Genomic DNA, 25543 nt, shown 5'->3' with positions numbered 1-25543 from the left:
TCGGAGAGAATCCCCGACCGCCCCTCCTGTAGAGAATCGCCGATGTTCGATCCAGTCAACGAGCCGTCATTTCGTCTGGATGTAGAGGGTCTGTCCGACCCCTTTGAGGTCTTGGCCTTTACCGGTAGAGAAGCCATCAGCGAGCCTTTTGTGTTCGACGTGGATCTGCTGATCGATGACCCGACACTCGACCTTGCAAGCCTGCTGTACCGTCCGGCCTTTTTGCATGTCGGGCCTGCGGAAAACGGCTTCCACGGACAATTGCATGAACTCGTCCAGCGTGACCACGACTTGGCTGTCAGGCTCTGCCGCGTACGTCTGGGGCCGAAGCTGGCGTGCCTTTCCCTGCGCTTCAGTCAGCGAATTTTCAGCGCGCGCTCGGTGCCGCAAATCCTCAGTCAGGTGCTCAAGGAGCACGGTATTGCCGGCAAGAGTCGGCGCTTTGAGCTGAGTGGCGTTTACCCGGCCCGTGAATTCTGTACGCAGTACCGGGAATCAGACCTGCAATTTATCCAGCGTCTGTGTGCCCAGGAACGGCTTCATTACCATTTCGAACACGGCGAGCGCGGGCATTGCGTGGTTTTCGGTGATGGTCAGGAGCCCTTTCGTTTCGGCGAGAACGCGGTCTTCGAGGTCGAGAGCGAGCAATCGGCCGTGCGTCAGTTCAAGCTTCTGGGGTGCGCTGGGCAACTAGCCGCGCCGATGGCCGAAGGGCGGACGGACCTGGCGGCGCTGCGCAGCGGGCAGTTGATGCCGCTGTCCGGTCATCCGATCGCCGACTGCAATCAGCCCTGGCTGCTGACTCATGTGGAGCATCAGGGCAGTCAGGATTTAACGGCGACCTACAGCAACCAGATCCGTGCGATTCACTGGCAGGCGCCTTTTGTAGCGCCTCATTGCGCACTGAAACCCAGGATGCACAGCCTGCAACGGGCCTGGGTGGTCAACATTGATGAGGCATGCCCCGATCCGTCGAGACCGGTTGCCGTGCAATTTGACTGGCTCTATCAGGGCGAAGGCGCGGTGCCTAGCCACAGTTGGCTGCCGGTGGCCGCTGAACTGGGCGCCGCGGCAGTCACGCAGTTGAATGAGGGGGCCGAGGTGGTGGTGAGCTTTATCGAGGGGGATCCGGACCAGCCGTTGATTACCGGGTTTCTTCACGTCCCTTCGTCTGTTGAAGAGGCTGAGGAGGGCGGCCCGCCGCCCACATCCGCGACAGATGATGTCGAGGGCTTGCTGGCGCTTCTGCAATCGAGCGAACCCTTGATGTTGCTATGTCTGCTGCCCGGAGGCGGCAGTTTCAACCATTGCACGCAGGCCCTCTGCACCTGCCGGGTGGCGAAGCGGTTTGGCCAGAGCGGTTCGGCATGAACGTCGCGACCCCGCAATGGCTATTGCTGGATGTGCCGGGTGCGCCACAGGCGGGGGCGATGCTGCAACAGCAATTTGCGCATGCCCGGTGGTTCTGGTTGTTCGAAGACACTGAGTGGCATGCGTTGCGTGAACACGGCCCGGCCCTGATCGACCTTCGGACATGCCCCGCGCTGGCCGGGTTGTGCCACAGCGAAGTGCTCTTCTGGCGCGGCTTGCAGATAGCCAGCGAGGTGTCGTCGACGCAGTTGCTGGAGCATTTGCGCCGCATGCTCACGGTCACGTTCGGCCTGCATCACCGAGCCTTGTTGAGTTACTACAACCCGCAAACGGCCAGTTATTTGTTCGATGCCTGCGATGCGCAGGAGCTGAGTCGCTGGCTGGGTCCTATCAGCCATTTGCGCTGGTTCGGCGGGACGTGGGCCGACCGTGCGATCGGCAGTCAGGGCTGGCAGCAGTTGGTCAATCCGGGGCTTGCCGTCAGCCCCTTGGCAGTTGAAGAAAACCTCAGTCCTCGTCAGCAGGAAAAACTGCAAACCTGCCTGCTGGAGCAACATGCCTGGCATTGGAGTCGATCCACCGGGACTGACTACAACACGCTGTGGTCCTACGTGCAGGAAGGGTTGGCGCTGGATTTTACCGAGCGCCCGATACTCGATGACTGGTTATGGCTACGCTTGCAGTACCCCGGCGCTTTGCCTGGGCACGCATTGCAGGGACTCACCCAGCAGGAGCGGCTCGATAGCCTGCGCAACCGCTGGCAAAGCGATCAACCCTGAACACACCGGTGGTCTGGCGTGCCGGTGCAGGACCTGTTCTCGCGCACCCGCCACGCCGACTCAGTGAGCTTTGCCGGCGAACCAGCCGTCGTTTTTGTGCAGATACCAGGCAAATGCGCCGAGGGTCAGGCTGCGCAGCAACATGAACAACAGAAAGGTTATCCACAGTCCATGGTTGCCAAAACCTTGCAGCGCCCAAGCGAACGGCAGCAACAAAATCACTGTCAGCAGCATACCGTTGCGCATTTCCCGGGCTCGGGTGGCGCCGATAAACAACCCGTCGAGCAGGTAACTCCCGACCGCAATCAGTGGCAGCGCGGCGAGGTAGGGCAGGTAAATGAACGCCGTGTCGCGCACGCTCTGAATGTTGGTCTGCATCTCGATAAACAGATGCCCGGCGAACAGGAACAGCACGGCAAAGCCCAGGCTCGCCAGCAACGACCAAGCGCAGGCCACCACCAATGAGCGGCGCAGGGCCTCTCGATCACGGGCACCAATGGCGTGGCCACAAAGGGCTTCCACCGCGTGGGCCAGGCCGTCCAGCGCATGGGCGGTCAGCAGCAAACCGTTGAGCAGCAGCGCGTTGGCGGCGACGGTGGCATCACCCAGTCGCGCGCCTTGCACGGTGATCAGGAAAAACACCGATTGCAGCGCCAGGCTGCGGATGAAAATGTCGCGGTTGACCGCCAATAGCGGCCGCCAGCTCTGCCACAGCGCCAGTACGGCCCAGGCGATGTGGCCGGGATAGGCGCGCAGGGCGTTGCGGGTCATTAGCAGGCCGATCAGCGCGCCAGTCCATTCGGCGATCACCGATGCGCGAGCCGCACCGACCACGCCCCATTCCAGCCCGAGAACGAACCACAGGTTCAGCGCGATATTCACCAGGTTGGTACTCAGCAGAATGGCCAGCGGCGCCCGGGCGTTCTGAGTGCCGAGGAACCAGCCGACCAGCGCATAACTGGCCAGTGCTGCCGGCAGACCGAACAGGCGCGTGTGGAAAAACTCGCGGGTCAGCTGATCCAGCTCCGCCGATGGCTGCATGAAGTGCAGCGCAACCCCGCTCAACGGCACGCCCAGTGTTCCCAGGACAATGGCCAGGCCCATTGCCAGCAACAGACCCTGCAGCAAAATCTGCCGCAAGGCCGCGCCGTCCCCCCGTCCGGCGGCCTGTGCGGCGAACCCGGTGGTGCCCATGCGCAGAAAACCCATGGCCCAGGCGAGAAAGGTATACAGGCTGGCCCCGACCGCCACGGCGCCCAATTGATGGGCGTGGGGCAAGTGGCCGATGACGGTACTGTCGACCAGCGCCACCAGCGGTACGGAAATGTTCGAAAGAATCATCGGCGCGGCGAGCGCCCAGACTCGACGATGGGTAGGGCGGTCGCGCCAGTCGGCGATCAGGTTGGACATGCAGGCTCCTTGGGGGAGCGGGCATTGTAGCGACACATTGGGAGTCTGCAGCGATCCATTGTGGGAGCGGGCTTGCTCGCGAAGGCGGCAGTACATTCAACATTGATGTTGGCTGACACACCGCTTTCGCGAGCAAGCCCGCTCCCACAATGGATTTGTGGTGTTAGTGGATTATCCAGCTCAACAACCACAACCCCAGCAGCAACCAGATAATCCCCATGATGATCGACGCATTCATGAACGCCCGAATCGCCGACCACAACAGCATCAACCCCAGAATCAGCGCAATGATGCTGATGATCGACGCGTCCATGCCCAGCGCACGGGACAGCCCTTCGACAAAGTTGCTGCCCGCATGGCTCAGCAGATTGAACAAGCCGCTGAGGCTGTCAACGATGAAACGGATAACCGAACCAAGTGCCTGGCCGAGCCATTCGAAAAAACTTTCTACCTGCATGTCGTGAGCGTCCTTGATGAAAGTGGTGGCGTGGTTGCCGGACTTGAGCCTTGGGCTATCGAGCAGGGTGCCGAGTTCCCGTAGGAACTGCCGCAGGCTGCGATCTTTTGATTATGGTGCAAAGATCCGCGTCACACCGAGACGCTTGCCTTCCCCCGTCATCCCCCCGAAGCTATACGCCTTCAGGAGAGCCCGATGAACCTTGTTGAACTGACCGAACGCCTGCACGCCATCCGTGACCGCAATGACTGGCGGCAATTTCACAGCCCGAAAAACCTGGCCATGGCCGCGAGCGTGGAAATGTCCGAGCTGGTGGAGATTTTCCAGTGGCTGACCGAAGGCCAGTCGCGCCAGTTGCCGGCGGACAAGCTCGCCCATGCCGGGCAGGAAATCGGCGACATCGTGCTCTATCTACTGCTGCTGTGCAGCGAGTTGGGGTTGGACATGAATGAAGTGGTGCGCAGCAAACTCGCCGACAGCGAACGGAGGTTCAGCTGATGAGCGACCGTCATTTCGATCAACTGGCGACCCGCTTCGCCGAAAAAATCTACGGCGGTGCCAAAGGCGCGATCCGTCTGGCGGTGCTTCAGGCCGACCTGGCCGAGACCTTGCCGGACCGACCGTTGCGCGTTCTCGACATCGGCGCCGGCCTGGGCCACATGTCATTGTGGCTGGCCCAACGTGGTCATGAGGTCACGCTGGCCGAGCCCGCCGAGCCGATGCTCGAAGGCGCCCGTCAGCGCTTTGCCGACGCCGGGCAAACAGCGACGTTCATTCAGGCGCCGTGGCAGGACCTGCTCGGTCAACTCACCGAACCCTACGATCTGGTGCTGTGTCACGCCGTGCTGGAATGGCTGGCCGAACCCCACGCGATTCTGCCGGTGCTGCATCAATTGACCAAGCCAGATGGCTGGTTGTCCTTGGCCTTCTACAACCGCGATGCGTTGATCTATCGCAACCTGCTCAAAGGCCACTTCCGCAAGATGCGCAAGAACGACATGGCCGGCGAAAAGCAAAGCCTGACCCCGCAGCAGCCCCTTGATCCACGGGAACTGGCGGCGCAACTTGAAGGAATGTGGCAGGTCGAAACCCAGAGCGGGGTGCGGGTTTTTCACGACTACATGCCAGTGGAATTCCAGGCCCGTGCCGAACTGGTGGACTTGCTGGAAATGGAACTGGCCCACCGTCGTCACCCAAGCTTTGCCGGGCTTGGGCGCTACTTGCACTGGATCTGTCGGCCGGTCTGATCGGAGCACGAAATGAACAGTCGTTCGGGGTTACTGGTGATCTGTCTCGGGTTGGCGGCCTGTCAGGGCAGCAACCCTTATGTGGCGTCATCCAACCCCTTGCCACCCGCGCCGCCTCAGGCGGCCAACACCTTCGACCATAGCGCCTACCCGGCACCGCCGCGCGACTACGGGCGTTACCGCAGTTGGGCCTGGCTCAACGGGCAGCTGCCGTCGGGCACCGCCTGGGCGGATTCGGCGCAGGTCGCCGAAGCCGTCAGCAATGCGCTCGATCAACGTGGCTTGCGCCCGCTGCACGATAACCGCCCGGCCGACCTGTTTGTCAGCGCCGAACTGCACCTGGAAACCCGTCTGCGCCAGGTTCGGGATGACTATGGTTATTACGGCGGCGGCTATGGCGGTTACAACCGCTACGGCAGCGGTTACGGCATGTACAACACCGTGCCGATCGTGCGGACTTATCAGGAACAGGTCGTGGTGGTGCGGGTTGATTTGTTTGACGCTCAGAACGGTCAACCGGTATGGAGTGCCAGCGCCGAAACCAGCAATCGCGGCAGCGAGAGGGAGCGTGCCGATGCGATACGGGAAGCTGTAGAAAAGGCGATGTCGGCGTATCCTCCTAGTTAGCTTCTGTAGTCAAGAAGCAGTACGCAGGTTCGTGTCTTCAACCGGAGAACTATCATGTTCCGCCGTCTCGCTTTACTGGCTGTGGCCGGGCTGCTCAGTGCCTGCGCCGGCAACCAGGTCAATCATGACTTCGATGCCAGCCGCGACTTCGCCGCCTATCGCAGCTGGAGCTGGAAAGAGCCCGCCCTGCAATATCGGCCCGATGACCCACGCATCAAGAGCGACCTGACTGAACAACGCATCCGCCAATCGGTGAGCGATCAGCTCGATCAGCGTGGCCTGCGTCCGGCTGCCGGTGGCCAAAAGGGCGATTTGAACGTGCAGACCTATCTGATCGTCGAACAGCGCCAGCAACAAGTAACCACCAATTACGGCGGCGCCTGGGGTAATCCATGGAACGGCTACTGGGGCGGGCCGATGTACACCGAAACCCGTAACGTCAGTTACAACGTGGCGATCATCCAGATCGACCTGCTCGACGGCAAGGACGGCAAACTGGTATGGCGCGGCAGTGACGAGCAGATACTTAGCCGCACACCGAACCCGTCGGATCGCAGCACTGCCATCCAGGAAACGGTCGGGCGAATTCTCGCCAACTACCCACCCAAATAAACACCACAAACCCTGTAGGAGCACGGCTTGCCGGCGATGGCGTCTTTGAGATCGCCATCGCGAGCAAGCCGTGCTCCTACAGGGTTTTTGTTGTCTGCGCTGGCATGTTGCCAGCAGTTCAGCCAAGTCTTGTCTACACTGCTGTTCACCCATGGAGGTAGCCCTCGGTTGTGCACCGGCAAAGGAGTGTGCGATGTCTCCGCGTTTGCAGTTTCGCAGCCCGGCCCGGCAACGGGGGGCGATCGGTTTGATGGCGGCGCTGACATTGGGCATGGCCCTGATGTTCTTGCTGGTCGTGGTCGACAGCGGTCGTTTGTACCTGGAAAAGCGTGACCTGCAGCGCGTGGCGGACATGGCCGCACTTGAAGCTTCCACCCGAGGGGGGGATTGCGCCGCTGGCAACACAGCCACCGTCTATGCCACCGCCAGCGCAAACCGTAACGGCTTTACCCTTCCTGACCCCAATCGCAATCTGTTGGTCGCTTGCGGCGCCTTGACCCTGGATGCCAATAACCTGCGAGTGTTTGGCGCCGACCCGAGCAAGAGCGAAGCCATTCGGGTGATCGCCAGCCATTGGGTCCAGCAGAGTTTCGCCGGCGGTGTCGGCGCCCTGTTCGGTGGCGCTCCACGCGCAGCGACCATCAACCTGACGGCCAGCGCTGTCGCCGCATTACCGCCACCGCAGGCTTCGCTGACCCTGCGCAGCACGACGTTGAGCGTCGACACCAGCAAATCGGCCACGCTCAATGCGCTGTTCGGTGGTTTGCTCGGGGGCAATCTGAACATCAGCGCGGCGGGCTGGAACGGACTGGTGAACACCGACATCAGCCTGCTCGGCTACCTCGATCGATTGAAGGTCGACCTTAACCTCAGCGCTGCCGGGTATGACCAGGTATTGGGCAATACGATTGCCGTCAGCCAGCTGATTCAGACCGCCGTCAATGTACTGGACCCCGGGGGCACACTCGGCGCGACCGCAACCATTGCCAGTCTTCAAGCGCTGAAGGTTGCGGCAGGCGCAACCACCGTCGTACTCGGCAATGTGTTGCACGTCGAGGCTGGCAGCACCCTGACGGCGCTGGGGACCAACCTGAAAGTGTTCGACCTGATCGAAGCCTTCGTGCAACTGGCCAACAAGAAAAACGGCCTGGTGGCGACCGTGCCGATCAACCTCGCGGGGCTCGCGCAAATCACCGCTCGGGTGCAGATACTGGAGCCGCCACAGCTCTCGGCCATCGGCAATCCGAAAAACGCCGCGCTCGCGCCGTTGGGGCCCAACCGGATCTATGTGAAAACTGCTCAGGTGCGTACATTGCTGTCGATCGACTTGCCCATTCTGAGTGCGATTCAACCTTTGGTCGATGCGGCGGCTGATCTTGCCGGACCGTTGACCAATACCTTGAACGCCTTGCTCAATCTTGATTTGGTCGGTGTCATTAACTCACTGACCTGCACGCTCGGCGCGGCGTGTGAAACACCCTCGATCGTGCCGCTTTCCGATACCGTAAGGCTCGATGTCGCACTGGACGTCGCGAGCGCCTCCAGTTACGTCACCGCCTACAGCTGCATCAGCACCACCAACAAATCCCTGACCACCAATACCAGCACTTCACTGGTGACGCTGAAAATCGGCAAGATCGATTCGAGCACGACTTTTGGCAACAACACCACGCCGCCCGCCGTGGTGGTGCAGCCGTTGAAGGTGATCGATATCGGGGTGAAAACCTGCCGCCGGTTCCTGATCCTTCCTGTCAGTTGCGACCCGCGGATTCCAGGCGTCGGCGGCGGCATCGATATCATGGCCGACACCACCGTGGCATCCAGCGCCAACATGCCGCACATCTATTCCGCACCGCCGGCCACCAGCCTGCCGGAGATCAACCAGCCACCGTTCTACTATTCCTATTCCACCAGCAATATCGTCAGCAGCCTTACTGACACGGCGACCAATATCAAAGTCGACATGTACGGCCCGACGGGCAGTCTGGTCGGTGGTCTGGGAGCGATTCTCAGCACTGTCACCACATTGCTGATCAACACGATCAACAACGTGCTCAGCCCGTTACTCGACACCTTGATCAACACACTGCTGCTCAGCCTGGGAATCGATCTGAACAAGGTCGATGTCGGCGCCAACCTCAGTTGTCACTCAGGACGAGCGACGCTGGTGATCTGATCGTCGGCAACAATCGGCAGTTCGATACAAAACCGTGCGCCCTCGACCGAGTTTCTAACGCTCAGTTTTCCGCCCATGTTCTCGACGATGCCGTAACTCACCGACAACCCGAGCCCGGTGCCGATACCCACGGGTTTGGTGGTGAAGAACGGCTCGAAGATCCGCTCCAGCAACCGCGGATCGATACCGCCGCCGTTGTCCTCGACCCACAGCCGCACCGAATACGCATCACGTTCGGCGTACACCGAGATCCACGGTTTGAACTCGCGGTCGGCCTCGCGTTTGCCGAGCAACGCATCCCGAGCATTGACCATCAAATTGATCAACACCTGTTCGAGCTGATCGACGTAACCGCGCACTTGCACGTCAAACCCGGTTTCGTTGACCCGCAGATCGACCCCTTTGCCGCGCATCCCTTCGGCCAGCAGCGACAACGTGCCTTCGATGGCTTGCGTCGGATTGAATGGATGCTGCTCGATCTCCGAGCGGCGGCCAAACACCCGCATGTGATCCACCACCCGCGCGGCGCGTTGGACCTGTGCATCGATACGGTTGAGCTTGTCGGTCAGGTAATCGATTTGCGCATCGCCGTTGCTCAGACGCTTGAGTACGTTGACGATGGCCATGCGCATCACATTCAACGGCTGATTGATTTCATGGGCCAGCCCTGTGGCCATTTCACCGAGGGTGGCCATTTTTGCACTTTGGGTGAGCTGCTGCTGGGCGCGGCGGACCTCGGTGTTGTCGCGCCCCACGGCCTGAATCTCCAGCAAATGGCCGTGCTCATCGAACACCCCGCGATCCGACCACACCCACCAGGCATGTTCCCGTCCCGGCAGTTGCAGGTTGATTTCCGCGGTGCTGACCGGGAATTCCGGGCTGAGTCGGCTGAGCCGCAGGAGAAACGCTTCGCGCTGCTCCTGCGACATCCAGCTGCCCAGATTGACCCCGGGCAGTTGCTCGGGCTGGCACTCCAGGTAAGTCGCCAGAGGGCGGTTGCCGAAGCTCAGGGTCAGGTCCGGGCGGTAGCGGCAGATCATCGCCGGAGAGTCTTCCACCAGGATCCGGTAGCGTTCTTCACTTTGTTTCACCTGTTCGGCGGCCAGGGTTGCTTCGGTGACGTCCAGCCACAGGCCGACGGCTTCCACCGGCAAGCCAAGGTCGTCGCGCAGGAGCTTGGCTTCATCGAGTAGCCAGTGGTATTCGCCGCGACTGTCGCGCAGCCGATAGCGGGCGCGCACCGAACCTTCACGCAGCAAATGTCGGGTACGTTCGAAGTACCGATCGCGGTCATCCGGGTGGACCCTCTCAACCAAGGCCCCCGTCGCGCAATCAGCCAGTGTCCAGCCCAGTAGCGGCAGTAGGCTGTCACTGAAAAACGTTGGTTGCAGCGCACCTTCGACATAGCGTTGCACGTAGATCACCGCCGGCGAGCTGGCGATCAGATTGTCCAGTCGGGCATGGGCCGCCGCGGCGTTTTGCTCCTGGTTTTTGATGTCGCTGATGTCGAGCATGAAGCCCACCAACCGCCGGTTTTTACCGATGCCCAGGACCTGGCCTTGCAGGCGATACCAGTTCGGCGTTTGTGCCAAACGCACGCACAGCAGCAGCGGGGTGCCGTCGTCTTGCAAGGCTTGCAGACGACTGCTCAACTCTTCACGGTCGGCGGGGTGCACCCGATCAAGCCACTCGGGCAGCGGCAAACGATCGATCGTAAGGTTCAGGTTGCTGGCCAGCGACGGCGCCAACTGCACTTCGCGACTGTCGCTGAACACCTCCCACCATCCGGTGCCGAGCAGGGCTTGCAGCGACTCCAGCCGTTCCAGTTGCAGATGGTGCCGGTGCTCGCGCAAGCGCTCAAGCAACGGGCCTGCCAGCGCGGCGGTCAGTTGTAACCAGTCGCGATCATTCAGGTCGGGCGCCTGTTGCTGCACCGGATAAAGGCCACACAGCAACCAGGCGACCACACCCTGAGCATCGTGATAGGGCACCGCGAACCCTTCGGCATTGCCGAAGATGCCTTGCAAACGGGGATGTTCAGCGGGCGTCAGGCATTGCGGCGCAGAGCCGTTCAGGCTGTCGAGCCCGGTGCCCAGGCGCTGAGCGTTTTGCCACAGGAGGGGGGCATCGGAGGCCGTGTAATGCTGGTGAATCTGCCAGCCTTCTTCCTGTTCATCGAGTAACGCCACCGCAATGCAGGGCATGTGAAAACGCTGGGCCAGGCCTTGCAGTTGTTCCTCCAACACCTCGGGCAGGCGCGTCAGGCTGCACCGGCGCAACTGTTCGCCGATCTGCGCTGCGAGTAATTGGCATTGCTCGCGGCTGCGTGATTGCCGCCGATCGAGCAACAAGTCGCCGATGTCCAGCAACTGCAACAACCAGGCATCGGCCAATGGCTGGACCCAGCCACGCAAGTGCAGGGGTTGTCCGTTGAGGCTGTAAAAGTCCAGGTCCAGATTCTGTCCCTGCCAGTCGACGGGCGAGCCTTCAACGGCGAGGCCGCTGTGGGGCATGAGGAAATCGAGCAGGTGCGGTGCTTGCGCTGCGGGCGTCTGCTGGGCCAGCACATGCCGCAGCGGGCCGGTCAGGTGAATCACTCGACCTTCGGCATCCAGGTGTATCTGCAAACCGACACTTTGCACGCTCAGGGTGTCTGGCATGTCCACTGGCGGAGGCGGATGGCGATTGAGCAGGCGCCCGAAGAGTTTGTCTGCGGAACTCAAAATTGCAGGCTCGAACTGGCGGAGAGGTTGGCCGGCAGATTGGGCACTTGGCCAATTCCCGGCACGTTCAGAAACGGGATGACCTGCTGCAGTTTGCTGGTGGGGTAGTTGATGCTGACCTTCAACACCCCGCCCACGTAGGTGGCGCTGGCGTCGGTGGCGATATTGAAATTCAGTGCGGCAGGAATCCAGGCCAACTGTCGGCTCAGTTCTGTCGTGGCAACGGTTTTTATCGCGGTGGCGTACCCGGGGGTGCTCGGGTCCAGCGCCACGCTTCGGCGCACCGCTTCGGCGGTCGACTGGGTGAACGATTGCATCAGCAACAGCGGCAAGCTGTACGTGACGATTCCATAGAACACGGCGAAAAAGATGAGAAACACCAACGCGAATTCAATCGCTACAGCGCCTTTTTGCTTACGGGGGAGGCCTGTTTTCATGACTGCATCTACCCTGATATTCACGACGTGATATCAGCATAGAATCATTCAGCCAAAACGGACGTTTTTTACCGGATGCAGAGCTTTGTATTACTGATCTGGCTGACGCTATGCGCAGCACAGGATGCTCGAGAACGACACATCGCCAATGGCCTGACCCTTGGCGCAGCGGCGTTGGCGCTGGCGTATCTCCTGTGGACGGGCACGACCTGGCTGGGGGCTGAGGCGGTGCAGGGCGGCTGGGCTTTTTTGCTGGCGCTGGCCTTTACCTTGCCCGGTTATGCGCTGAGACGCTTGGGCGCAGGCGATGTGAAATTAATGACTGGCCTGGGTCTGGCGACGGACGGCATGCACCTGCTCGGCGTGTTCATCGGTGCCGGATTGGCCAGTGTGCTGTGGCTGCTGCTGGCGCCAAGAGTCTGGCTTCATATGGGCCAAGGGCTTAGAAATCATCTTCGATATCTGGGGCCTGGAATGTCAAAGAAACAGCCCTTTGCACCCTTCGTATTGGTGGGCCTGTTGCTCACGCTCGCCTGGTTTCACTAGTCGCCCGTTCTATGTACAGAGTCGGAAAGTACGTCTACTTTCAACTCAGCATTTGTACTGTCTGTGGCTGTTTGTAGAGGAACGGTCAATTTTGACCTTGCAGGGAGTCGCACGTGAACAAGCTTTCATCGGCAGTAAAAATCCTTGTGGTCGATGCCCAGCCGTTGATTGCCGCAGAGCTCTGCGAGCTTCTTGACGGCCGCGGTTACCGTTGCGTTTCTTGCGAGACAGGCCATCAGGCCGTCGAACGTTTCAATGAAGACGAAGCGATCAGCCTGGTGCTTTGCGATTTGCACATGCCCGGTCTGGACGGGATTCAACTGGTTCAGGAGCTGCAACGGTTATCCGGCAAGCACCGAGTGTTTGAAGCCATCATGCTCACTGGACGTGCGGACAAGCAGGATGTGATCAAGGCGTTGCGGGCCGGGTTTGCCGATTACTACCAGAAGCCGATTAATCCGGGTGAGTTGCTCGAAGGGATTGCGCGTCAGGCAGTGGTTTTGCAGGAGCGGCAGAAGAGTCTGCAGCTCGGGCATCTGGATCAGAAGCTGCAGTACCTTGCCGAGTCGATCGATGATCTGTATCAGGATCTGGATAAGGTTCGGCGGGGGCCGCGGTTATCGGTTTCCACTGATGAGGCTGTCATCGCTGTGGATCGGCTTGAGATTCCGGCGATTTTCAATCACCTGTCGCCTAGGCAGTTGGAGGTGGCGCGGTTGGTGGGGAAGGGGCAGACGAATTATCAGATTGCCTGTGAGCTGGGGATTACCGAGAACACGGTGAAGCTTTATGTGTCGCAGGTTTTGCGGTTGACGCATATGCATAACCGGACGCAGTTGGCGCTGGCGTTGTTACCCGGTCATGGATTGCGTCAGGGGGTGACGGCGCATTAGGTTTTTGTCTTTTTTACCAAGTGCCCGCACCAATGCTCGCGCAACGGCCTGACAACAGCCGATTCAAACCGGCAATTATTGCTTTCATCACGATCCCTCTAATGACCAAAGGCACGGGACAGGGCGGTGAAGCCCGGGCCGGCCAGTACGATCAATAACGCCGGGAAGAGAAACAGCATCATCACGATGGACATTTTGGCGGACAGCTTGGAGATGTATTCCTGCAGGCGCGTCAGGCGCCGGTCATCGAGCAATTGCTTGAGGGTCAGCAGGGATTTCATCGCGCCGCCCCCCTGATGGATCAACTGCTCAAGGATGACGCAGGTGTCGGTGAACTCGTCGACGGCCAGCAATAGGGTGGTTTTGTGCAGTTCTTCGCCCAGTTCCAGGCCGGAATCGACCCGGGCCAATACCAAGTGCAATTCATGGGTCAGGGCCGGCAATAATTGTTTGCCTTCATTGCTCAACACTCGCAACGACTGCTCCACCGCCATGCCCGATTCGAACAGGATGCGCAGCAGCGGAATGAAGGTGGAAATTTCGATCGCCAGTTGTTTTTGCCGACGCTGCGCGGCAGCGGCCAGCAACCGTTTGGGCAATAGATAGCCGAGGCAGGTGGCGAACGCCGGGGCCATCCAGTGATTGTTTGTGTGAGGGAAGAACACGGCCTGGATCAGCAAGGTCAGGGCCAGCGCCAGCACCGGAGCGCCTACCTGGAACGCCGCGAACAGTGAACGTCGCCGGGCACTGCGCCAGCCGAGACGGTTAAGCAATGCCTGGGTTTCGTTATCCAGGTTGACCGAGCGCTGACCGATCCGGCTACTGCCCAGCAGCTCAAGCCACTGATTTACCCGGTTGTCGCTCGCCAGTTTGCCGTCGAGCCGTTGCGCCACCTGGCGAACCCGCCGACGGTGCTCCAGCAAACCGCTGAGCAGCAATAATGTTGCCCCCAGAAACAGCAATGCGCAGATCAGCAAGGGCACTTTCATACGCTGCGCAACATATGCCAGAGCGCCAGGCTGCCGACCACCTGCAAGCCGAACGCGGACGCGAGCATGATTTGCCCCGAGCCGTCGTGCCACATGGCGAGCAAGTAATGAGGGTTGGTCGCGAGGAAATAGCCGGCCAGGCCAATCGGCAAACAGCCCAGGACCCACGCGGTCACCCGGGTTTCACCGGTCATGGCCCTGAGCTGGCGCGCAGCCTGCTCGCGCTCGCGGATCATCTTGATCAGGTTTTCCAGCAGTTCGCTGGCGTTGCCGCCATAGCGGTGATTGACCTTTAACCCGAGCGCGAACAGGCGAAGTTCGTCTTTCTCATACAGCTCGGCAAAGTCCGCCGCGGCATCCGGCAGGCTGACCCCCAACACCACGTTGCGCTGAATCCGCCCCATGGCGTTTTTCAGCGGGTCTTCAGCGGTGTCGATGGCGCCCAGCACCGCATCGGCCAGAGTGCGCCCGGACTTCAGACTGCGCACGGTGTGATCGAGCATTTGTGGCAGTTGTTCGATCATGCGCTGGAGTCGGCGCTGATAACGCCAATTGACATACAGACGCAGAATCAGCGGCGGCAGCAGTAACAGAACCAGCAAGCCGAACCAGCCACCGGTAGCAAATCCGAGCAAGATGCCAAAGGCCCAGAGCAGCAGCCACCCCCCCAGACGCTTGGAGGGACGCCCAAGGCCGGCCCGCAGAAAGGCCCGATCCAGACCGACCCAGGAGGTTTTCGTCGGCACCGGCTGCAGTTGCCCCTCGGTCAGGCGTCCCAGTACCCGCTCGGCGCCGGTCTGGCGCAAACCGCGATAAAACAGGCGGATCGACAGTCCGAGCAAGACCAGGGAAACGAGGATGAGCAGCACCGGTTTGAGCATGCCGTGGCCTTCAGTACGCAGAGGGAGAGAGCGCCAACTCACGGCGCAGTTTGTCGCCAGCGGGGTTGGCCGCCTCACGCATGAATCCGAACCCGCTGCGCCGGTCGAACCGGAACAACGTGTTGGTGACATACACGTCCTCACGCAAGCCAACCACCTCCACCACTTCGCTGACGCAGCGGCGGCCGTCGGGCAGGCGCGTGAGCTGGATCACGACGTCCAGTGCGGCGCAGATCATTTGCCGCAAGGTCCGTTCGGCGATGGTACGGCCCGTCAGGCCCACCAATGTCTCCAGGCGCAACAGCGCATCCTGGGCGTTGTTGGCGTGCACGGTACTCATGGAACCGTCGTGGCCGGTGTTCATGGCGGTGAGTACGTCCAGCACTTCGACGCCACGAATCTCGCCGAGGATGATTCGGTCCGGGCGCATCCGCAGGGCGTTGCGAATCAGGTCACTGGCCTTCACTTCGCCGTGGCCCTCGGCATTCGGCGGTCGGGTTTCCAGGCGCACCACGTGAGGGTGGCCCAGTTGCAGTTCGGCGACGTCTTCGATGGTGACGAGTCGCTCATGAGGGTTGATCAACTGGCTGAGAATGTTCAGCAGCGTGGTTTTGCCGGTGCCGGTGCCGCCGCTGATCAGGATGTTGCAGCGCTTGCCCACGGCCTCCTGAATAAAGTCGAAGATCGGCTGATCGATGGTTTGCATCGCCATCAAGTCCGAGCTTTTGAGCATGTCCTTGCGAAATTTACGTATCGACAGGCAGGGGCCATCGAGCGCAATCGGTGGAATGATCGCGTTGACCCGGCTACCGTCGGGCAGTCGTGCGTCGACCATTGGCGACGACTCGTCGAGCCGTCGGCCGAGGGGCGCGAGGATCCGTTGCATAACCCGTTCGACGTGATGCGCATCGATGAAGCGCAGGTCGCTTAGATGCAGTATGCCGTCGCGCTCAATGAACACCCGGTGCGGGCCGTTGACCAGAATCTCCGTCACCGCCGGGTCCCGCAGCAGCACTTCCAAGGGGCCGAAACCGGTGAGTTCGTCGACGATTTCTTCGGCCAGACGCTCCATTTCATAGCGGGAAATCGCCAGGTGCAGCCGGGCGATGTACTCGGCAACCTTGTCGATGACGAACTGTGAGAGCACCTGCCGCGAACCCTCCAGCAGGTTTTTGCCGGACTCCTCGATGGCGTCGATGATGTAGCGGTGCAGCACCAGTTTCAGACCTTCGTGGTCAGTGTTGCCAGTGGTGGTGCGTACAGGGGCACCGAAGAGTTTTTCACCGCTCATTGCGCACCCCTCAACCGGTTGAACCAGCCAGACTTGGGCTTGGCCAGGCCCTCGGAACGCTTGGCCAACTGATCGCCGAGGGCGCGCAGGCTTTGAGTCAGGCCTTCGCGGGGGGCCAGTTCAAACAGCGTCACACCTTGGTTCTTGGCGTTGAGCCGCACTTCCGGACTGTAGACGAGGGTCGCGATGATCTCCATGCCGAAGCTTTTGCTCAGGGTCTCGGAGTCCGGAGCGACATTGCGCAGGTAGCGATCCACCAGCAGTCTGGCGTGATCGAGCTTCATGCCTTTTTCACGCCACAGGTTGAGTACCGCCAGGTTGCGGCGGCAGTCGAGGACGTTCTGATCGGTGTACCACAGCAACTTGTCGCAATGGGTGACGAAGGTGCGTAGCGCTTCGCTGTCCGGCTGGCCAGTCAGGTTCACCACAATGTGCTGGAAGTGTTGGCGCAGGGCGCTGAGCAGCATGTACAACTCGGCGGTGCTGGTGTGTTCCAGCGCCATATCGTGGCTGGCGTAGGCGAGGATCCGCAACCCGGCGGCGCAGGTGGTGAACGCGCTGTCGATCAGCGTCGCGTCGAGGCGCCGCAAGTGCCTGAGTGCATCGCCGAAGTGGAACGAACTCTCCAGCCCGAGCAAGGCCAGGCTGTCACCGCGTGGCAGGCCCAGGTCCAGCAACAACGTTTGCTGCCCGCTCTTTTGCACCACTTGCGCCAGGTGCGTGGCGAGCAGCGCACCGTCGGCGTTGATCTGCACACCGTAGAGCACCGTCAGGCTGCCCAGTTGGGTATTCGGGGCCACGGGCGGCAAGCGTTTGCCCAGCCGTCGCACCAACCCCGCGACTTCACTGGAACGCGAACCATAGGCCACGAAATCCCGTGCACCGGCGCGCATGGCATTGAGCACGAGTTGGTTGTCCATGCCATCGCCCAGCGCGACGATCGCCAGCATCGGTTTGGCTTCCAGGGCACCTTCGATCAGTGCGCTTTGGGCCACCACGTGTTCGCGGTCCAGGCCGATGAACACCAGGCTGGCGAAGGTCACGTCCACCAGCGCCAGCAATTCGTCGAGGCTGCCACTGCCGGCGCTGACCACTTGGCCCAACGGGGCGAGGGCACCTTGCAGCCACTCAAGGTCGGTGCTGTTGCGCGTGATCGCGAGGAAGGTCTGGCTCAGGTTCTGGCTCTGGCTCATTGCGATAATCCGCCGCGTTTATCGAAGTTGCAGTTTTCGAGGAAGTTCAGGTGATACCAGTTCGGGTCATCGTTGCGCTTGAAACAAGGCCATGCAACGACTGGGCATTTAGATTCGTCCTTGCTCGATTCAGGGGGTTTGTTGGGTGATTTCGTTGCCGCGGATGACTTCCACGCTCGGCTTGCGCGGTGCTGTGCCGCCGTGGGTGACGACAGGTTTGGGTGGGGGCGTCATGGCCAGTTGGTTGAACTGGATCAAGTCGCGGTTGGTACTGGCAAGGTTGGCCGATGAATAGCTTTCGCCGGCCCAGTAACGAGCCAGACGTTTTTCATCGGCGCTGCGTACGGCCAGGCGCAACACGCCGGCCTGGGCCGCGAGCATCAACCGACTCAGTAGTTGTTCGGGGACGGCAAGCAAGACGCTGTGGGCGCTGGTGCGCGTTTGTTCCTGCCTGAGTTTTTCTTCGTTACTGCGGGCCGGGCTTGCAGGTTGACCGTCGTTGGTCAACCCCATCTGTTCGCCTACCCCCAGCACCCGCAAGGCCGGCACCACCAGTTGCGCCGACGACTGAAGGTTGTTGTTGTCCATGCGCAGAAACAGCAGCACATCGACGTAGTCCCCCGGTGTCAGTTGCCCGCCGGCATTGATCACTTCATCCACCGCGACGGCGAGGGCGCGTTCATCGGGACGAATCATCCGCGCCAGTCTGCCGCCGGCTTCGAAACTTTCATCATTGAGCCAGGTGCCGGCACTGAGGGCGCGCCAAGGTGTTCGGCCAATGGCTTGATCGAGGCGACTCAGGCTGCCGGCCGGGGCGGTACGGAGTTTTTCCAGGGTCACGTCGGCGGCGCTGATCGGTACGAACGGTGGCACATCATGCAGCAGCACCACCACCGGTTGGCGGGTGGGGTCGTCCACGGGGGCAGGTGTCTGGGCGCTGGGGGCCGGCGTAACATTGCCGGCTTGCACGGCCGCCTCGGGAACGGGTTGGCGGCTCAGCGTAAGGCCCCAGTAACCGGCAATAATAGCGCCCACCAGAAACAAGCCAGCCAAGCCTAGAGTGACACGACTGTTCATGACGGCTCTCCCTTTCCTGCTGCTTGAGACCTCGTCGCACCCAACGAGAAAACTTCGCAATCAGGCAGCTATGAACATGGAACTATTTCGCTATTTGACGGTAGCTCAGCTAGAGCAAAAAGCCATTACGAGACTGAAAATAACTAACAAAAGTAAGTAGCTAGGGCGAAAACGTGACTTTTTTGGCGTCAACGACGCGATTAATACTTTAGTGATAATTCGTTCTTACAGTTGTGGGTACGGGGAATGCCGACAATGCTGATGCTGGCATAGGGGAATCATGTTGCGACCGTGCAACACCCGTCGTCTTTCAGGAGAGCTGCCATGTCCTTTTCCAAGATTGCTCAGAAGATCAAATCCGAAATCGCTTTTTACAAGGGCCTGGCCAAAGATACCGAGGGGGCTTCGGGTATTGAGTACGCCATTATTGCGGGCATGGTGGCAGTCGCTCTTGCGGCGTTTGTGACGCCGATCTCCAACGCTGTCACCGCCATGTTTACCACTATCCAGAACGCTTTATTATGACGGCGAGGCGAGTTCTTGCCGGCAACTTGCTAATGCTCCAAAGGGCTTCTAACGTCAGCGCTTAGTCCATTGCAGGTGTTGCCCATGAACGCTCCCTCATTTCCACGCCAACAGCTACTTCTGGTCGATGATGAGGAGGATGCGTTACTGGAGTTGGCGGAGTTGCTGGAGGGCGAGGGCTTTAATTGCTTTACCGCCACCTCGGTCAAGCTCGCGCTGAATCATCTGACGCGCCACCCTGATATTGCGTTGGTAATTACTGATTTGCGGATGCCGGAGGAGAGCGGCATGTCGTTGATCAAGCGGTTGCGCGAGCATACGTCCCGCCAGCATTTGCCGGTGATTGTGACGTCGGGGCATGCGGACATGGAGGATGTCAGCGACATGTTGCGGTTGCAGGTGCTCGACCTGTTTCGCAAGCCGATTTATCACGTGCGGTTGTTAGAGACGTTGAATAATTTGTTCCCGCAGCCTCGCCTGGATTTAGTGAGTCAGTAATTGATCGTTCCCACGCTCTGCGTGGGAATGCAGCCAGGGACGCTCTGCGTCCCAAGAGTCGAACACAGAGCGTAGGACCGTCCTGGTCAGGCAACCGGCCGCCAATGCCCCGCCATATGCTCAAGATCCCCCGCACCCACCAATAGCAAATCCCCGCTCGACCCTGCCGCACTGGCCAGCAATGTCACCTCACTGGGCAATCGCACCGGTTTGCGAAATTGCACCGCAATCTCGACATTCGCAGCCGGCAGATGATCGGCAAGCGCCGCCAGGGTTCGCGCCTTGATCCACAAGCCATGGGCGATGGCCCTCGGGAAACCGAAGAGTTTGGCGCTGATGGCACTCAGGTGAATCGGGTTGTAGTCACCGGACACCTTGGCGTACTGCCGCCCAATGTCCGACGGCGCTTTCCAGCGGGCCACTTGCGACATTTCCAGTGTCGATGCCAACACTTCTTCGGCGGGCTCGCCTGCGAGTTTGACCCCGCGACACAACATCTGGCTTTCAGCTTCCCACAACGCCCCCAGCTGATCGTTGAGTGTCGTCACCAGGTCGAACGTCGCGCCTTTTTCATGGGGCTGGAGGTTTTGCACCTGAACGCTGACCCGCACACGATTCACGCCGCCCATTGGGCGAAAGATGCGAATGCGGTTGCTCAGGTGAATCAACCCCAGCAGCGGGAACGGAAACTCCTTGGCCGTCAGCAATTGCATCTGCAAGGCGAACGCGAGGATGTGTGGGTAGGTGGGCGGCAACAAACCGTTCTCGGCAAAACCGCAGACTTTGCGATAGTCCGCCAGGTGCTCCGGGTCGACATTGATCCAGCAGCGCAAACCCGAGTCGGGCAGGGTGGTGCCGGTGATTTTGCGCCGCGTCGCAGCCCGCACATACAGTCCCGACAGGCTTGGTTCGCGGTTGAGTGTGTGCCAATCGATGATCATGCCTAAGCCCCCAAAACACTTTGTCCGCACACTCGCAGCGCTTGCCCGGTGAACGCGCCGGTGCCCGGTTGAGCCAGCCACGCCACCGCTTCGGCGACGTCTTGCGGCAGGCCGCCCTGGCCCAGCGAACTCATGCGCCGCCCGGCCTCACGCACGCCGAACGGAAGATGCGCGGTCATCTGGGTTTCGATGAAACCGGGTGCTACCGCATTGATGCTGATGCCGCGTTCATTGAGCGTCGGCGCCCAGGCCTGGGCCAGACCGATCAGCCCGGCCTTGCTCGCGGCGTAATTGGTTTGCCCGCGATTGCCGGCGATGCCGCTGATGGACGCCAGCAGGATCACCCGGCCGTTGTCGTGCAGGGTGCCGCTGTCGAGCAATGCCTTGGTCAGCACTTGCGGCGCATTGAGGTTGACCGCCAGCACCGCGTCCCAGAATTCCGGGGTCATGTTGGCCAGGGTTTTATCCCGGGTGATTCCGGCGTTGTGGACCACGATGTCGATGCCGTCGGGCAGATGCTCGACCAACTGCGCGGCGGCATCGTCGGCGCAAATGTCCAGGGTGATGCTGCGCCCGCCGAGGCGTGCGGCGAGGGCTTCGAGGTCAGTCTTGGCCGGTGCTACGTCGAGCAGGATCACGTCCGCCCCGTCGCGGGCCAGGGTTTCGGCGATGGAGGCGCCGATGCCGCGTGCCGCGCCAGTGACCAACGCCTTGCGGCCGGCCAATGGGCGAGTCCAGTCCGTCACCTGCGCGTCGCAGGCATTCAAGCGAATCACTTGCCCGGAAACGAACGCACTTTTGGGCGAGAGAAAAAACCTCAGTGGGCCTTCCAGTTGATCCTCTGCACCTGCGCCGACATAAATCAGCTGCAAGGTGCCGCCGCTGCGCAGCTCCTTGGCCAGCGAACGGCTGAAGCCTTCCAGCGCTCGCTGGGCACTGGCGGCGAACGGATCGCTCAAAGTCTCCGGCGCGCGCCCCAGAATCACCAGGTGCGCGCTGTGATCGAGATTTTTTATCAGCGGCTGGAAGAACTCGCGCAGCTGTTTGAGTTGATCGGTCTGCACCAGGTCGCTGGCGTCGAACACCACGGCTTTGAGTTTGGGGCCGTGGCCGGGAATCCACGCGGTGGCCAGCGAAGGCTCGGTACCGTAGCTGTAAATCGCGTCGGTGAGGCGGTTGGCAAAGGTGCTGATTTTCTCCGTCAACGGGCCACCGCCTATCAACAGCGCCCCCTCGACAGGCCGCAGCCGGCCGGCTTGCCAGCGCTCCAGCCGAACCGGCGACGGCAGACCCAGGGCACCGACCACACGATGGCCGATGGACGAATTGGCGAAGTCGATATAACGGTCAGACATGGACGCGCTCCAGCAGCTGGGGTTCAAAGTGTGGACCATGAATGGCAATCAGTCGTTCGATCCACGAGATAAGGCCTACGCTTGGCTATTGTAGGAGTTGAGCTTGCTAGCGATGGACAGTGTGTCAGTTGACATCAATGTAGCTGACCCACCGCCATCGCGAGCGAGCTCAGCGCCTACAGGGGGGTTGGTTCTCAATTTGGATATATCAGGAGCTTTTCATGACTCAACTGCGCCGCGTTGCGATTATTGGTGGTAACCGTATCCCCTTTGCCCGGTCCAACGGGCCGTACGCCACTGCCAGTAACCAGGCGATGTTCACCGCAGCGCTGGAAGGCCTGATCGAGCGCTATAACCTTCACGGTGTGCGCATGGGCGAAGTGGCAGCGGGTGCGCTGGTCAAGTATTTGCGCGATTCCGGCCTGATCCGCGAATGCGTGCTGGGCTCGCGGTTGTCGCCGATGACGCCGGCCTTCGACATCCAGCAAGCCTGCGGCACGGGGCTGGAGGCAACATTGTTGGTGGCGAACAAAATCGCCCTGGGTCAGATCGAATGTGGCATTGCCGGTGGCGTCGACACCGCCTCGGACGTGCCGATCGGTGTTAACGAAGGCCTGCGCAAGATCCTCCTGCAGGCCAACCGGGCCCGAAGCACCGCCGACAAACTGAAAACCTTCCTGCAACTGCGTCCCCGCCATTTGGTGCCCTACTTTCCAAGTATCGGCGAGCCGCGCACCGGCCGGTCGATGGGCGAACACTGTGAACTGATGGCCCAGACCTGGAGCATCCCGCGTGACGAACAGGATCAGTTGACCCAGGAAAGTCATCAGAAACTGGCTGCGTCCTACGCCGAAGGCTGGCACAACGATTTGATGACCCCGTTCCTCGGCCTGACCCGGGACAACAACCTGCGCCCGGACCTGACCCTGGAAAAACTGGCCTCACTGAAACCGGCCTTCGAGAAAAGCGCCAAAGGTACCCTGACCGCGGGCAATTCCACGCCACTCACCGATGGTGCGTCGGTGGTGCTGCTGGGCAGTGAAGAATGGGCCAAGGAGCGCGGCTTGCCGATCCTCGCCTATTGGCGTGACGGCGAGACGGCGGCGGTGGATTTCGTCAACGGCGCGGAAGGATTGTTGATGGCACCGGTGTACGCGGTGCCGCGTTTGCTGGCGCGCAACGGCCTGACCTTGCAGGACTTCGATTACTACGAAATCCACGAAGCCTTCGCCGCGCAGGTGCTCTGCACGCTGAAGGCCTGGGAGGATCCGGAGTATTGCAAAACCCGCCTCGGTCTCGATGCGCCACTGGGCTCGATCGACCGCAGCCGCCTCAACGTCAAAGGCAGTTCACTGGCGGTGGGGCATCCGTTTGCCGCAACTGGCGCACGCATCGTCGCGAGCCTGGCGAAGTTGCTGGATGCGGCGGGCAAGGGCCGAGGGTTGATCTCGATCTGCGCCGCCGGTGGCCAGGGTGTGACAGCGATTATCGAGCGCTGAGGGCTGGGGCGCTTTGCTGTTGGGCCAACTGCCGATTGCGGTTGGCGTAACCCTCGGCCATCACTGAGCAGACGATCAGCTGCAACGGGTGGTAGATCATGATCGGCAGAAGGATCAGCCCAAGGCCTGGGTTGGCGCCGAAGATCAGCGCTGCCATCGGCGCACCGGCGGCCAGGGATTTCTTGCTGGCGCAAAAGACCGCGGCGATTTCATCGGCCGGGCTGAATTTCAATGCGCGAGCGGTGCGGGTGGTCATCCACAGGATGATCGCCAGCAGGATCGCACTGCCGATCAGCGCCGTGAGGATCACGCTGTTGCCCTGCTTTTGCCACATCCCCGAGACCATCGAATTGCAGAACGCCGCGTAGACCAGCAACAGAATCACCAGTTTGTCGGCGATATTGGTGTAGCGCTTGTGGCGGGCGAAGAACTTGCCGAGGAATGGCCGAACCAATTGGCCGAGTACCAGTGGCAACAGCAACATGGCGCAAAGGTCGAGCAGGGTTGAGCCCAGATCGATGCCGCCCGCGCCGCTGCCGACCACAAAACTCACCAGCAACGGCGTCAGGAAAATCCCCAGCACGCTGGACAGGCTCGCGTTGAGAATCGCCGCCGGTACGTTGCCGCCCGCGCTGCCGGTCAGGGCCACGGACGAGGAGATGGTCGAGGGCAGGGCACAGAGGTACAGGAAACCCAGCATCAACAGCGACGGAATGTGCGAACCCAACAGCGTGTCGCTCAGCAGCCAGATCAGCGGAAACACCGCGAAGGTGAAACCCTGAACCATCACGTGCAGCTTCCAGTTTTTCAGACCGTGAGTGATCTGCTCGCTGGACAGGTTGACTCCGTGCAGGAAGAACACCAGGAACACGCCGATGTTGATCACGTATTCAGCATGCATTCCGCCGCCGGTGGCACCAAAGGTCGGGAAGAAATACGCCAGCAGCGTGGCAATCAACATGCCGCACAAGAACCAGTCGGTGACCACGCGTTTGAGGTGTTTGAAGGCATGCATAACAGGCACCGAATACATTTGTAAGAATTGGTGACTTAGCCTAACGTCGGCTCTATCAGCCGTCTTGCGACATAAGGCCAATCAATGCCGACTAACGGACAACTTTCCCTCGAGCGGACGATTCCGACGCTGACGGCGCTGCCGCGTCCGCTGTATGCCCGTGCGGAAAGTCTCAACGCCGGTTCATGGACGCCGCCCCATCGGCACGATTGGGTGCAGTTTTCCTACGCGATCAGCGGCGTTCTCGGCGTGCACACCGCCGAAGGCAGTTTCTTTGCGCCGCCGCAGTGGGGCATCTGGATTCCGGCGGATCTCGAACACCAGGTGGTGACTTCAATGCGCGCCGAAATGCGCAGCCTCTATGTGCGCCGCGAGGATTGTGAATGGGCGGACGGGCGTTGCCGGGTGCTGGAAGTGACGCCGTTGGCCCGAGAGCTGATCAAGAGCTTTTGTTTGCTGCCGGTGGAATATCCACAGGGCGACAGCCAGGAATCGCGGTTGGTGAGTGTGCTGCTGGATCAGTTGGCGCATCTGCCGGAGGTCGGCTTCTCGCTACCGTTACCGCGCCATGAGCGGTTGCTGGGGCTGTGCAACGAGCTGATCGAAAGCCCTGAGCGCAATGTGACGTTGCAGGCGTGGGCCGAGCGATTGGGGACGTCGGAGAAGACCTTGATGCGGTTGTTCCAGCGGGAAACCGGGTTGAGCTTTCGAGGGTGGCGCCAGCGGATGCGGTTGCTGTCGTCATTGAGTTTGCTGGAGGAGGGGGACAGCGTGACGAATGCCGCGCTGTCTTGCGGGTATGACTCGACGTCGGCGTTTATTGCGGCGTTCAAAGGCCTGTTCGGGTTTACCCCCGGTGAACTGTTCAAGCAGTAACGGCCCCATCGCGGGCAAGCCTTGCTCCTACAGGTGTTATGTCGTGCCCAATTTCGGTACTGACGCGAACTTGTAGGAGCAAGGCTTGCCCGCGATTGGCCGCGCAGCGGCCACCGGAGTTCTGA

General features: G+C 60.7%; 25 protein-coding genes. 13 read left to right on the top strand and 12 right to left on the bottom strand.

Annotated elements, in window-relative coordinates; genetic code table 11:
* The first annotated feature begins 42 nt into the window (after positions 1-42).
* Both DFS28_RS07215 and DFS28_RS07210 read left to right on the top strand, forming a co-directional pair.
* Positions 43-1371 carry a type VI secretion system Vgr family protein gene (locus DFS28_RS07215; protein ID WP_111449177.1) on the top strand — a complete coding sequence of 443 codons (1329 nt, stop codon included), beginning with the start codon at positions 43-45 and terminating at the stop codon, positions 1369-1371.
* Complete coding sequence (locus DFS28_RS07210; protein WP_111449176.1) at positions 1368-2150, top strand: DUF4123 domain-containing protein; 783 nt, start codon at positions 1368-1370, stop codon at positions 2148-2150. Before DFS28_RS07215 ends, DFS28_RS07210 begins: the two co-directional genes overlap by 4 nt.
* Positions 2151-2210: 60 nt before the next feature.
* Here the strand turns inward: DFS28_RS07210 and DFS28_RS07205 are convergent, their stop codons facing one another.
* Together DFS28_RS07205 and DFS28_RS07195 are read right to left on the bottom strand one after the other, a co-directional pair.
* Complete coding sequence (locus DFS28_RS07205) at positions 2211-3560, bottom strand: MATE family efflux transporter (RefSeq protein ID WP_111449175.1); 1350 nt, start codon at positions 3558-3560, stop codon at positions 2211-2213.
* Positions 3561-3723: 163 nt separating this feature from the next.
* Positions 3724-4017, bottom strand: coding sequence for a hypothetical protein (locus DFS28_RS07195; protein ID WP_008153736.1), 294 nt, complete (start codon positions 4015-4017; stop codon positions 3724-3726).
* A 195-nt stretch (positions 4018-4212) separates the two neighbouring features.
* On the opposite strand from DFS28_RS07195, the gene DFS28_RS07190 reads away from it, so the two are divergent.
* The 5 genes from DFS28_RS07190 to DFS28_RS07170 all read left to right on the top strand — a co-directional run bounded on the left by DFS28_RS07190 (position 4213) and on the right by DFS28_RS07170 (position 8679).
* Complete coding sequence (locus DFS28_RS07190) at positions 4213-4515, top strand: MazG-like family protein (protein ID WP_111449174.1); 303 nt, start codon at positions 4213-4215, stop codon at positions 4513-4515.
* Positions 4515-5264 carry a methyltransferase gene (locus DFS28_RS07185; protein WP_008153735.1) on the top strand — a complete coding sequence of 250 codons (750 nt, stop codon included), beginning with the start codon at positions 4515-4517 and terminating at the stop codon, positions 5262-5264. Before DFS28_RS07190 ends, DFS28_RS07185 begins: the two co-directional genes overlap by 1 nt.
* Positions 5265-5276: 12 nt before the next feature.
* Positions 5277-5891: a DUF4136 domain-containing protein gene (locus tag DFS28_RS07180; protein WP_111449173.1), complete on the top strand. Its 615-nt coding sequence runs from the start codon at positions 5277-5279 to the stop codon at positions 5889-5891.
* 54 nt (positions 5892-5945) lie between these two features.
* Complete coding sequence (locus DFS28_RS07175; RefSeq protein WP_111449172.1) at positions 5946-6503, top strand: DUF4136 domain-containing protein; 558 nt, start codon at positions 5946-5948, stop codon at positions 6501-6503.
* A gap of 193 nt (positions 6504-6696) precedes the next feature.
* Positions 6697-8679, top strand: coding sequence for a pilus assembly protein TadG-related protein (locus tag DFS28_RS07170; protein ID WP_111449171.1), 1983 nt, complete (start codon positions 6697-6699; stop codon positions 8677-8679).
* Here the strand turns inward: DFS28_RS07170 and DFS28_RS07165 are convergent.
* Positions 8649-11402 carry a PAS domain-containing sensor histidine kinase gene (locus DFS28_RS07165; RefSeq protein ID WP_111449170.1) on the bottom strand — a complete coding sequence of 918 codons (2754 nt, stop codon included), beginning with the start codon at positions 11400-11402 and terminating at the stop codon, positions 8649-8651. The genes DFS28_RS07170 and DFS28_RS07165 overlap by 31 nt on opposite strands.
* The gene (locus DFS28_RS07160; RefSeq protein ID WP_111449169.1) at positions 11399-11839 is read right to left on the bottom strand and encodes a TadE/TadG family type IV pilus assembly protein; all 441 of its coding nucleotides are present in this window, start codon (positions 11837-11839) and stop codon (positions 11399-11401) included. Before DFS28_RS07160 ends, DFS28_RS07165 begins: the two co-directional genes overlap by 4 nt.
* 75 nt (positions 11840-11914) lie before the next feature.
* Here DFS28_RS07160 and DFS28_RS07155 point away from each other — a divergent pair, with 75 nt between their 5' ends.
* Both DFS28_RS07155 and DFS28_RS07150 read left to right on the top strand, forming a co-directional pair.
* Entirely contained in the window at positions 11915-12385 is a 471-nt protein-coding gene (locus tag DFS28_RS07155) for a prepilin peptidase (RefSeq protein WP_111449168.1), read from the top strand.
* A gap of 113 nt (positions 12386-12498) precedes the next feature.
* A complete protein-coding gene (locus DFS28_RS07150; protein ID WP_111449167.1) occupies positions 12499-13278 on the top strand; it encodes a response regulator transcription factor in 780 nt (259 codons plus the stop codon).
* Positions 13279-13376: 98 nt separating this feature from the next.
* Here the strand turns inward: DFS28_RS07150 and DFS28_RS07145 are convergent, their stop codons facing one another.
* From DFS28_RS07145 to cpaB, 5 genes are all read right to left on the bottom strand, one after another.
* Entirely contained in the window at positions 13377-14267 is an 891-nt protein-coding gene (locus DFS28_RS07145; protein ID WP_111449166.1) for a type II secretion system F family protein, read from the bottom strand.
* On the bottom strand, positions 14264-15148 hold the full coding sequence (locus DFS28_RS07140) for a type II secretion system F family protein (protein WP_111449165.1): 885 nt from the start codon (positions 15146-15148) through the stop codon (positions 14264-14266). Before DFS28_RS07140 ends, DFS28_RS07145 begins: the two co-directional genes overlap by 4 nt.
* Before the next feature lie 10 nt (positions 15149-15158).
* The gene (locus DFS28_RS07135; protein WP_111449164.1) at positions 15159-16439 is read right to left on the bottom strand and encodes a CpaF family protein; all 1281 of its coding nucleotides are present in this window, start codon (positions 16437-16439) and stop codon (positions 15159-15161) included.
* Positions 16436-17632, bottom strand: coding sequence for a pilus assembly protein (locus tag DFS28_RS07130; protein WP_111449163.1), 1197 nt, complete (start codon positions 17630-17632; stop codon positions 16436-16438). Before DFS28_RS07130 ends, DFS28_RS07135 begins: the two co-directional genes overlap by 4 nt.
* A gap of 129 nt (positions 17633-17761) precedes the next feature.
* Positions 17762-18709: a Flp pilus assembly protein CpaB gene (gene cpaB, locus DFS28_RS07125; protein ID WP_111449162.1), complete on the bottom strand. Its 948-nt coding sequence runs from the start codon at positions 18707-18709 to the stop codon at positions 17762-17764.
* Between the two features lie 324 nt (positions 18710-19033).
* Between cpaB and DFS28_RS07120 the strand changes: the two genes are divergently transcribed.
* Both DFS28_RS07120 and DFS28_RS07115 read left to right on the top strand, forming a co-directional pair.
* Positions 19034-19234 (top strand): Flp family type IVb pilin, encoded by a 201-nt coding sequence (locus DFS28_RS07120; protein ID WP_111449161.1) that lies wholly within the window; start codon positions 19034-19036, stop codon positions 19232-19234.
* 84 nt (positions 19235-19318) lie between these two features.
* A complete protein-coding gene (locus DFS28_RS07115) occupies positions 19319-19732 on the top strand; it encodes a response regulator (RefSeq protein WP_111449160.1) in 414 nt (137 codons plus the stop codon).
* An 86-nt stretch (positions 19733-19818) separates the two neighbouring features.
* Here the strand turns inward: DFS28_RS07115 and DFS28_RS07110 are convergent, their stop codons facing one another.
* Positions 19819-20673 (bottom strand): MaoC family dehydratase, encoded by an 855-nt coding sequence (locus DFS28_RS07110; RefSeq protein ID WP_111449159.1) that lies wholly within the window; start codon positions 20671-20673, stop codon positions 19819-19821.
* A gap of 2 nt (positions 20674-20675) precedes the next feature.
* Positions 20676-22028, bottom strand: coding sequence for a 3-oxoacyl-ACP reductase (locus tag DFS28_RS07105; RefSeq protein WP_111449158.1), 1353 nt, complete (start codon positions 22026-22028; stop codon positions 20676-20678).
* Positions 22029-22249: 221 nt separating this feature from the next.
* On the opposite strand from DFS28_RS07105, the gene DFS28_RS07100 reads away from it, so the two are divergent.
* Positions 22250-23527 (top strand): acetyl-CoA C-acetyltransferase, encoded by a 1278-nt coding sequence (locus tag DFS28_RS07100; RefSeq protein ID WP_111449157.1) that lies wholly within the window; start codon positions 22250-22252, stop codon positions 23525-23527.
* Here DFS28_RS07100 and DFS28_RS07095 read toward each other — a convergent pair.
* Entirely contained in the window at positions 23514-24542 is a 1029-nt protein-coding gene (locus tag DFS28_RS07095) for a bile acid:sodium symporter family protein (protein ID WP_111449558.1), read from the bottom strand. The genes DFS28_RS07100 and DFS28_RS07095 overlap by 14 nt on opposite strands.
* A gap of 84 nt (positions 24543-24626) precedes the next feature.
* Between DFS28_RS07095 and DFS28_RS07090 the strand changes: the two genes are divergently transcribed.
* Positions 24627-25418 (top strand): helix-turn-helix transcriptional regulator, encoded by a 792-nt coding sequence (locus DFS28_RS07090; RefSeq protein WP_111449156.1) that lies wholly within the window; start codon positions 24627-24629, stop codon positions 25416-25418.
* Positions 25419-25543 lie beyond the last annotated feature (125 nt).

It is taken from the genome of Pseudomonas sp. 478, assembly GCF_003254125.1.
In the GTDB taxonomy this organism is placed as follows: Bacteria; Pseudomonadota; Gammaproteobacteria; order Pseudomonadales; family Pseudomonadaceae; genus Aquipseudomonas.
Note: the sequence above shows the minus strand (reverse complement) of the source record. Positions and strands in the feature narration are given on the sequence as shown.

What these genes read in the sequence shown, in the direction of transcription:
- DFS28_RS07215 (WP_111449177.1), top strand. Translation starts at nt 43, where the DNA reads ATGTTCGATCCAGTCAACGAGCCGTCATTTCGTCTGGATGTAGAGGGT.
- DFS28_RS07210 (WP_111449176.1), top strand. Translation starts at nt 1,368, where the DNA reads ATGAACGTCGCGACCCCGCAATGGCTATTGCTGGATGTGCCGGGTGCG.
- DFS28_RS07205 (WP_111449175.1), bottom strand. Translation starts at nt 3,560, where the DNA reads ATGTCCAACCTGATCGCCGACTGGCGCGACCGCCCTACCCATCGTCGA.
- DFS28_RS07195 (WP_008153736.1), bottom strand. Translation starts at nt 4,017, where the DNA reads ATGCAGGTAGAAAGTTTTTTCGAATGGCTCGGCCAGGCACTTGGTTCG.
- DFS28_RS07190 (WP_111449174.1), top strand. Translation starts at nt 4,213, where the DNA reads ATGAACCTTGTTGAACTGACCGAACGCCTGCACGCCATCCGTGACCGC.
- DFS28_RS07185 (WP_008153735.1), top strand. Translation starts at nt 4,515, where the DNA reads ATGAGCGACCGTCATTTCGATCAACTGGCGACCCGCTTCGCCGAAAAA.
- DFS28_RS07180 (WP_111449173.1), top strand. Translation starts at nt 5,277, where the DNA reads ATGAACAGTCGTTCGGGGTTACTGGTGATCTGTCTCGGGTTGGCGGCC.
- DFS28_RS07175 (WP_111449172.1), top strand. Translation starts at nt 5,946, where the DNA reads ATGTTCCGCCGTCTCGCTTTACTGGCTGTGGCCGGGCTGCTCAGTGCC.
- DFS28_RS07170 (WP_111449171.1), top strand. Translation starts at nt 6,697, where the DNA reads ATGTCTCCGCGTTTGCAGTTTCGCAGCCCGGCCCGGCAACGGGGGGCG.
- DFS28_RS07160 (WP_111449169.1), bottom strand. Translation starts at nt 11,839, where the DNA reads ATGAAAACAGGCCTCCCCCGTAAGCAAAAAGGCGCTGTAGCGATTGAA.
- DFS28_RS07155 (WP_111449168.1), top strand. Translation starts at nt 11,915, where the DNA reads ATGCAGAGCTTTGTATTACTGATCTGGCTGACGCTATGCGCAGCACAG.
- DFS28_RS07145 (WP_111449166.1), bottom strand. Translation starts at nt 14,267, where the DNA reads ATGAAAGTGCCCTTGCTGATCTGCGCATTGCTGTTTCTGGGGGCAACA.
- DFS28_RS07140 (WP_111449165.1), bottom strand. Translation starts at nt 15,148, where the DNA reads ATGCTCAAACCGGTGCTGCTCATCCTCGTTTCCCTGGTCTTGCTCGGA.
- DFS28_RS07135 (WP_111449164.1), bottom strand. Translation starts at nt 16,439, where the DNA reads ATGAGCGGTGAAAAACTCTTCGGTGCCCCTGTACGCACCACCACTGGC.
- DFS28_RS07130 (WP_111449163.1), bottom strand. Translation starts at nt 17,632, where the DNA reads ATGAGCCAGAGCCAGAACCTGAGCCAGACCTTCCTCGCGATCACGCGC.
- cpaB (WP_111449162.1), bottom strand. Translation starts at nt 18,709, where the DNA reads ATGAACAGTCGTGTCACTCTAGGCTTGGCTGGCTTGTTTCTGGTGGGC.
- DFS28_RS07120 (WP_111449161.1), top strand. Translation starts at nt 19,034, where the DNA reads ATGTCCTTTTCCAAGATTGCTCAGAAGATCAAATCCGAAATCGCTTTT.
- DFS28_RS07115 (WP_111449160.1), top strand. Translation starts at nt 19,319, where the DNA reads ATGAACGCTCCCTCATTTCCACGCCAACAGCTACTTCTGGTCGATGAT.
- DFS28_RS07110 (WP_111449159.1), bottom strand. Translation starts at nt 20,673, where the DNA reads ATGATCATCGATTGGCACACACTCAACCGCGAACCAAGCCTGTCGGGA.
- DFS28_RS07105 (WP_111449158.1), bottom strand. Translation starts at nt 22,028, where the DNA reads ATGTCTGACCGTTATATCGACTTCGCCAATTCGTCCATCGGCCATCGT.
- DFS28_RS07100 (WP_111449157.1), top strand. Translation starts at nt 22,250, where the DNA reads ATGACTCAACTGCGCCGCGTTGCGATTATTGGTGGTAACCGTATCCCC.
- DFS28_RS07095 (WP_111449558.1), bottom strand. Translation starts at nt 24,542, where the DNA reads ATGCATGCCTTCAAACACCTCAAACGCGTGGTCACCGACTGGTTCTTG.
- DFS28_RS07090 (WP_111449156.1), top strand. Translation starts at nt 24,627, where the DNA reads ATGCCGACTAACGGACAACTTTCCCTCGAGCGGACGATTCCGACGCTG.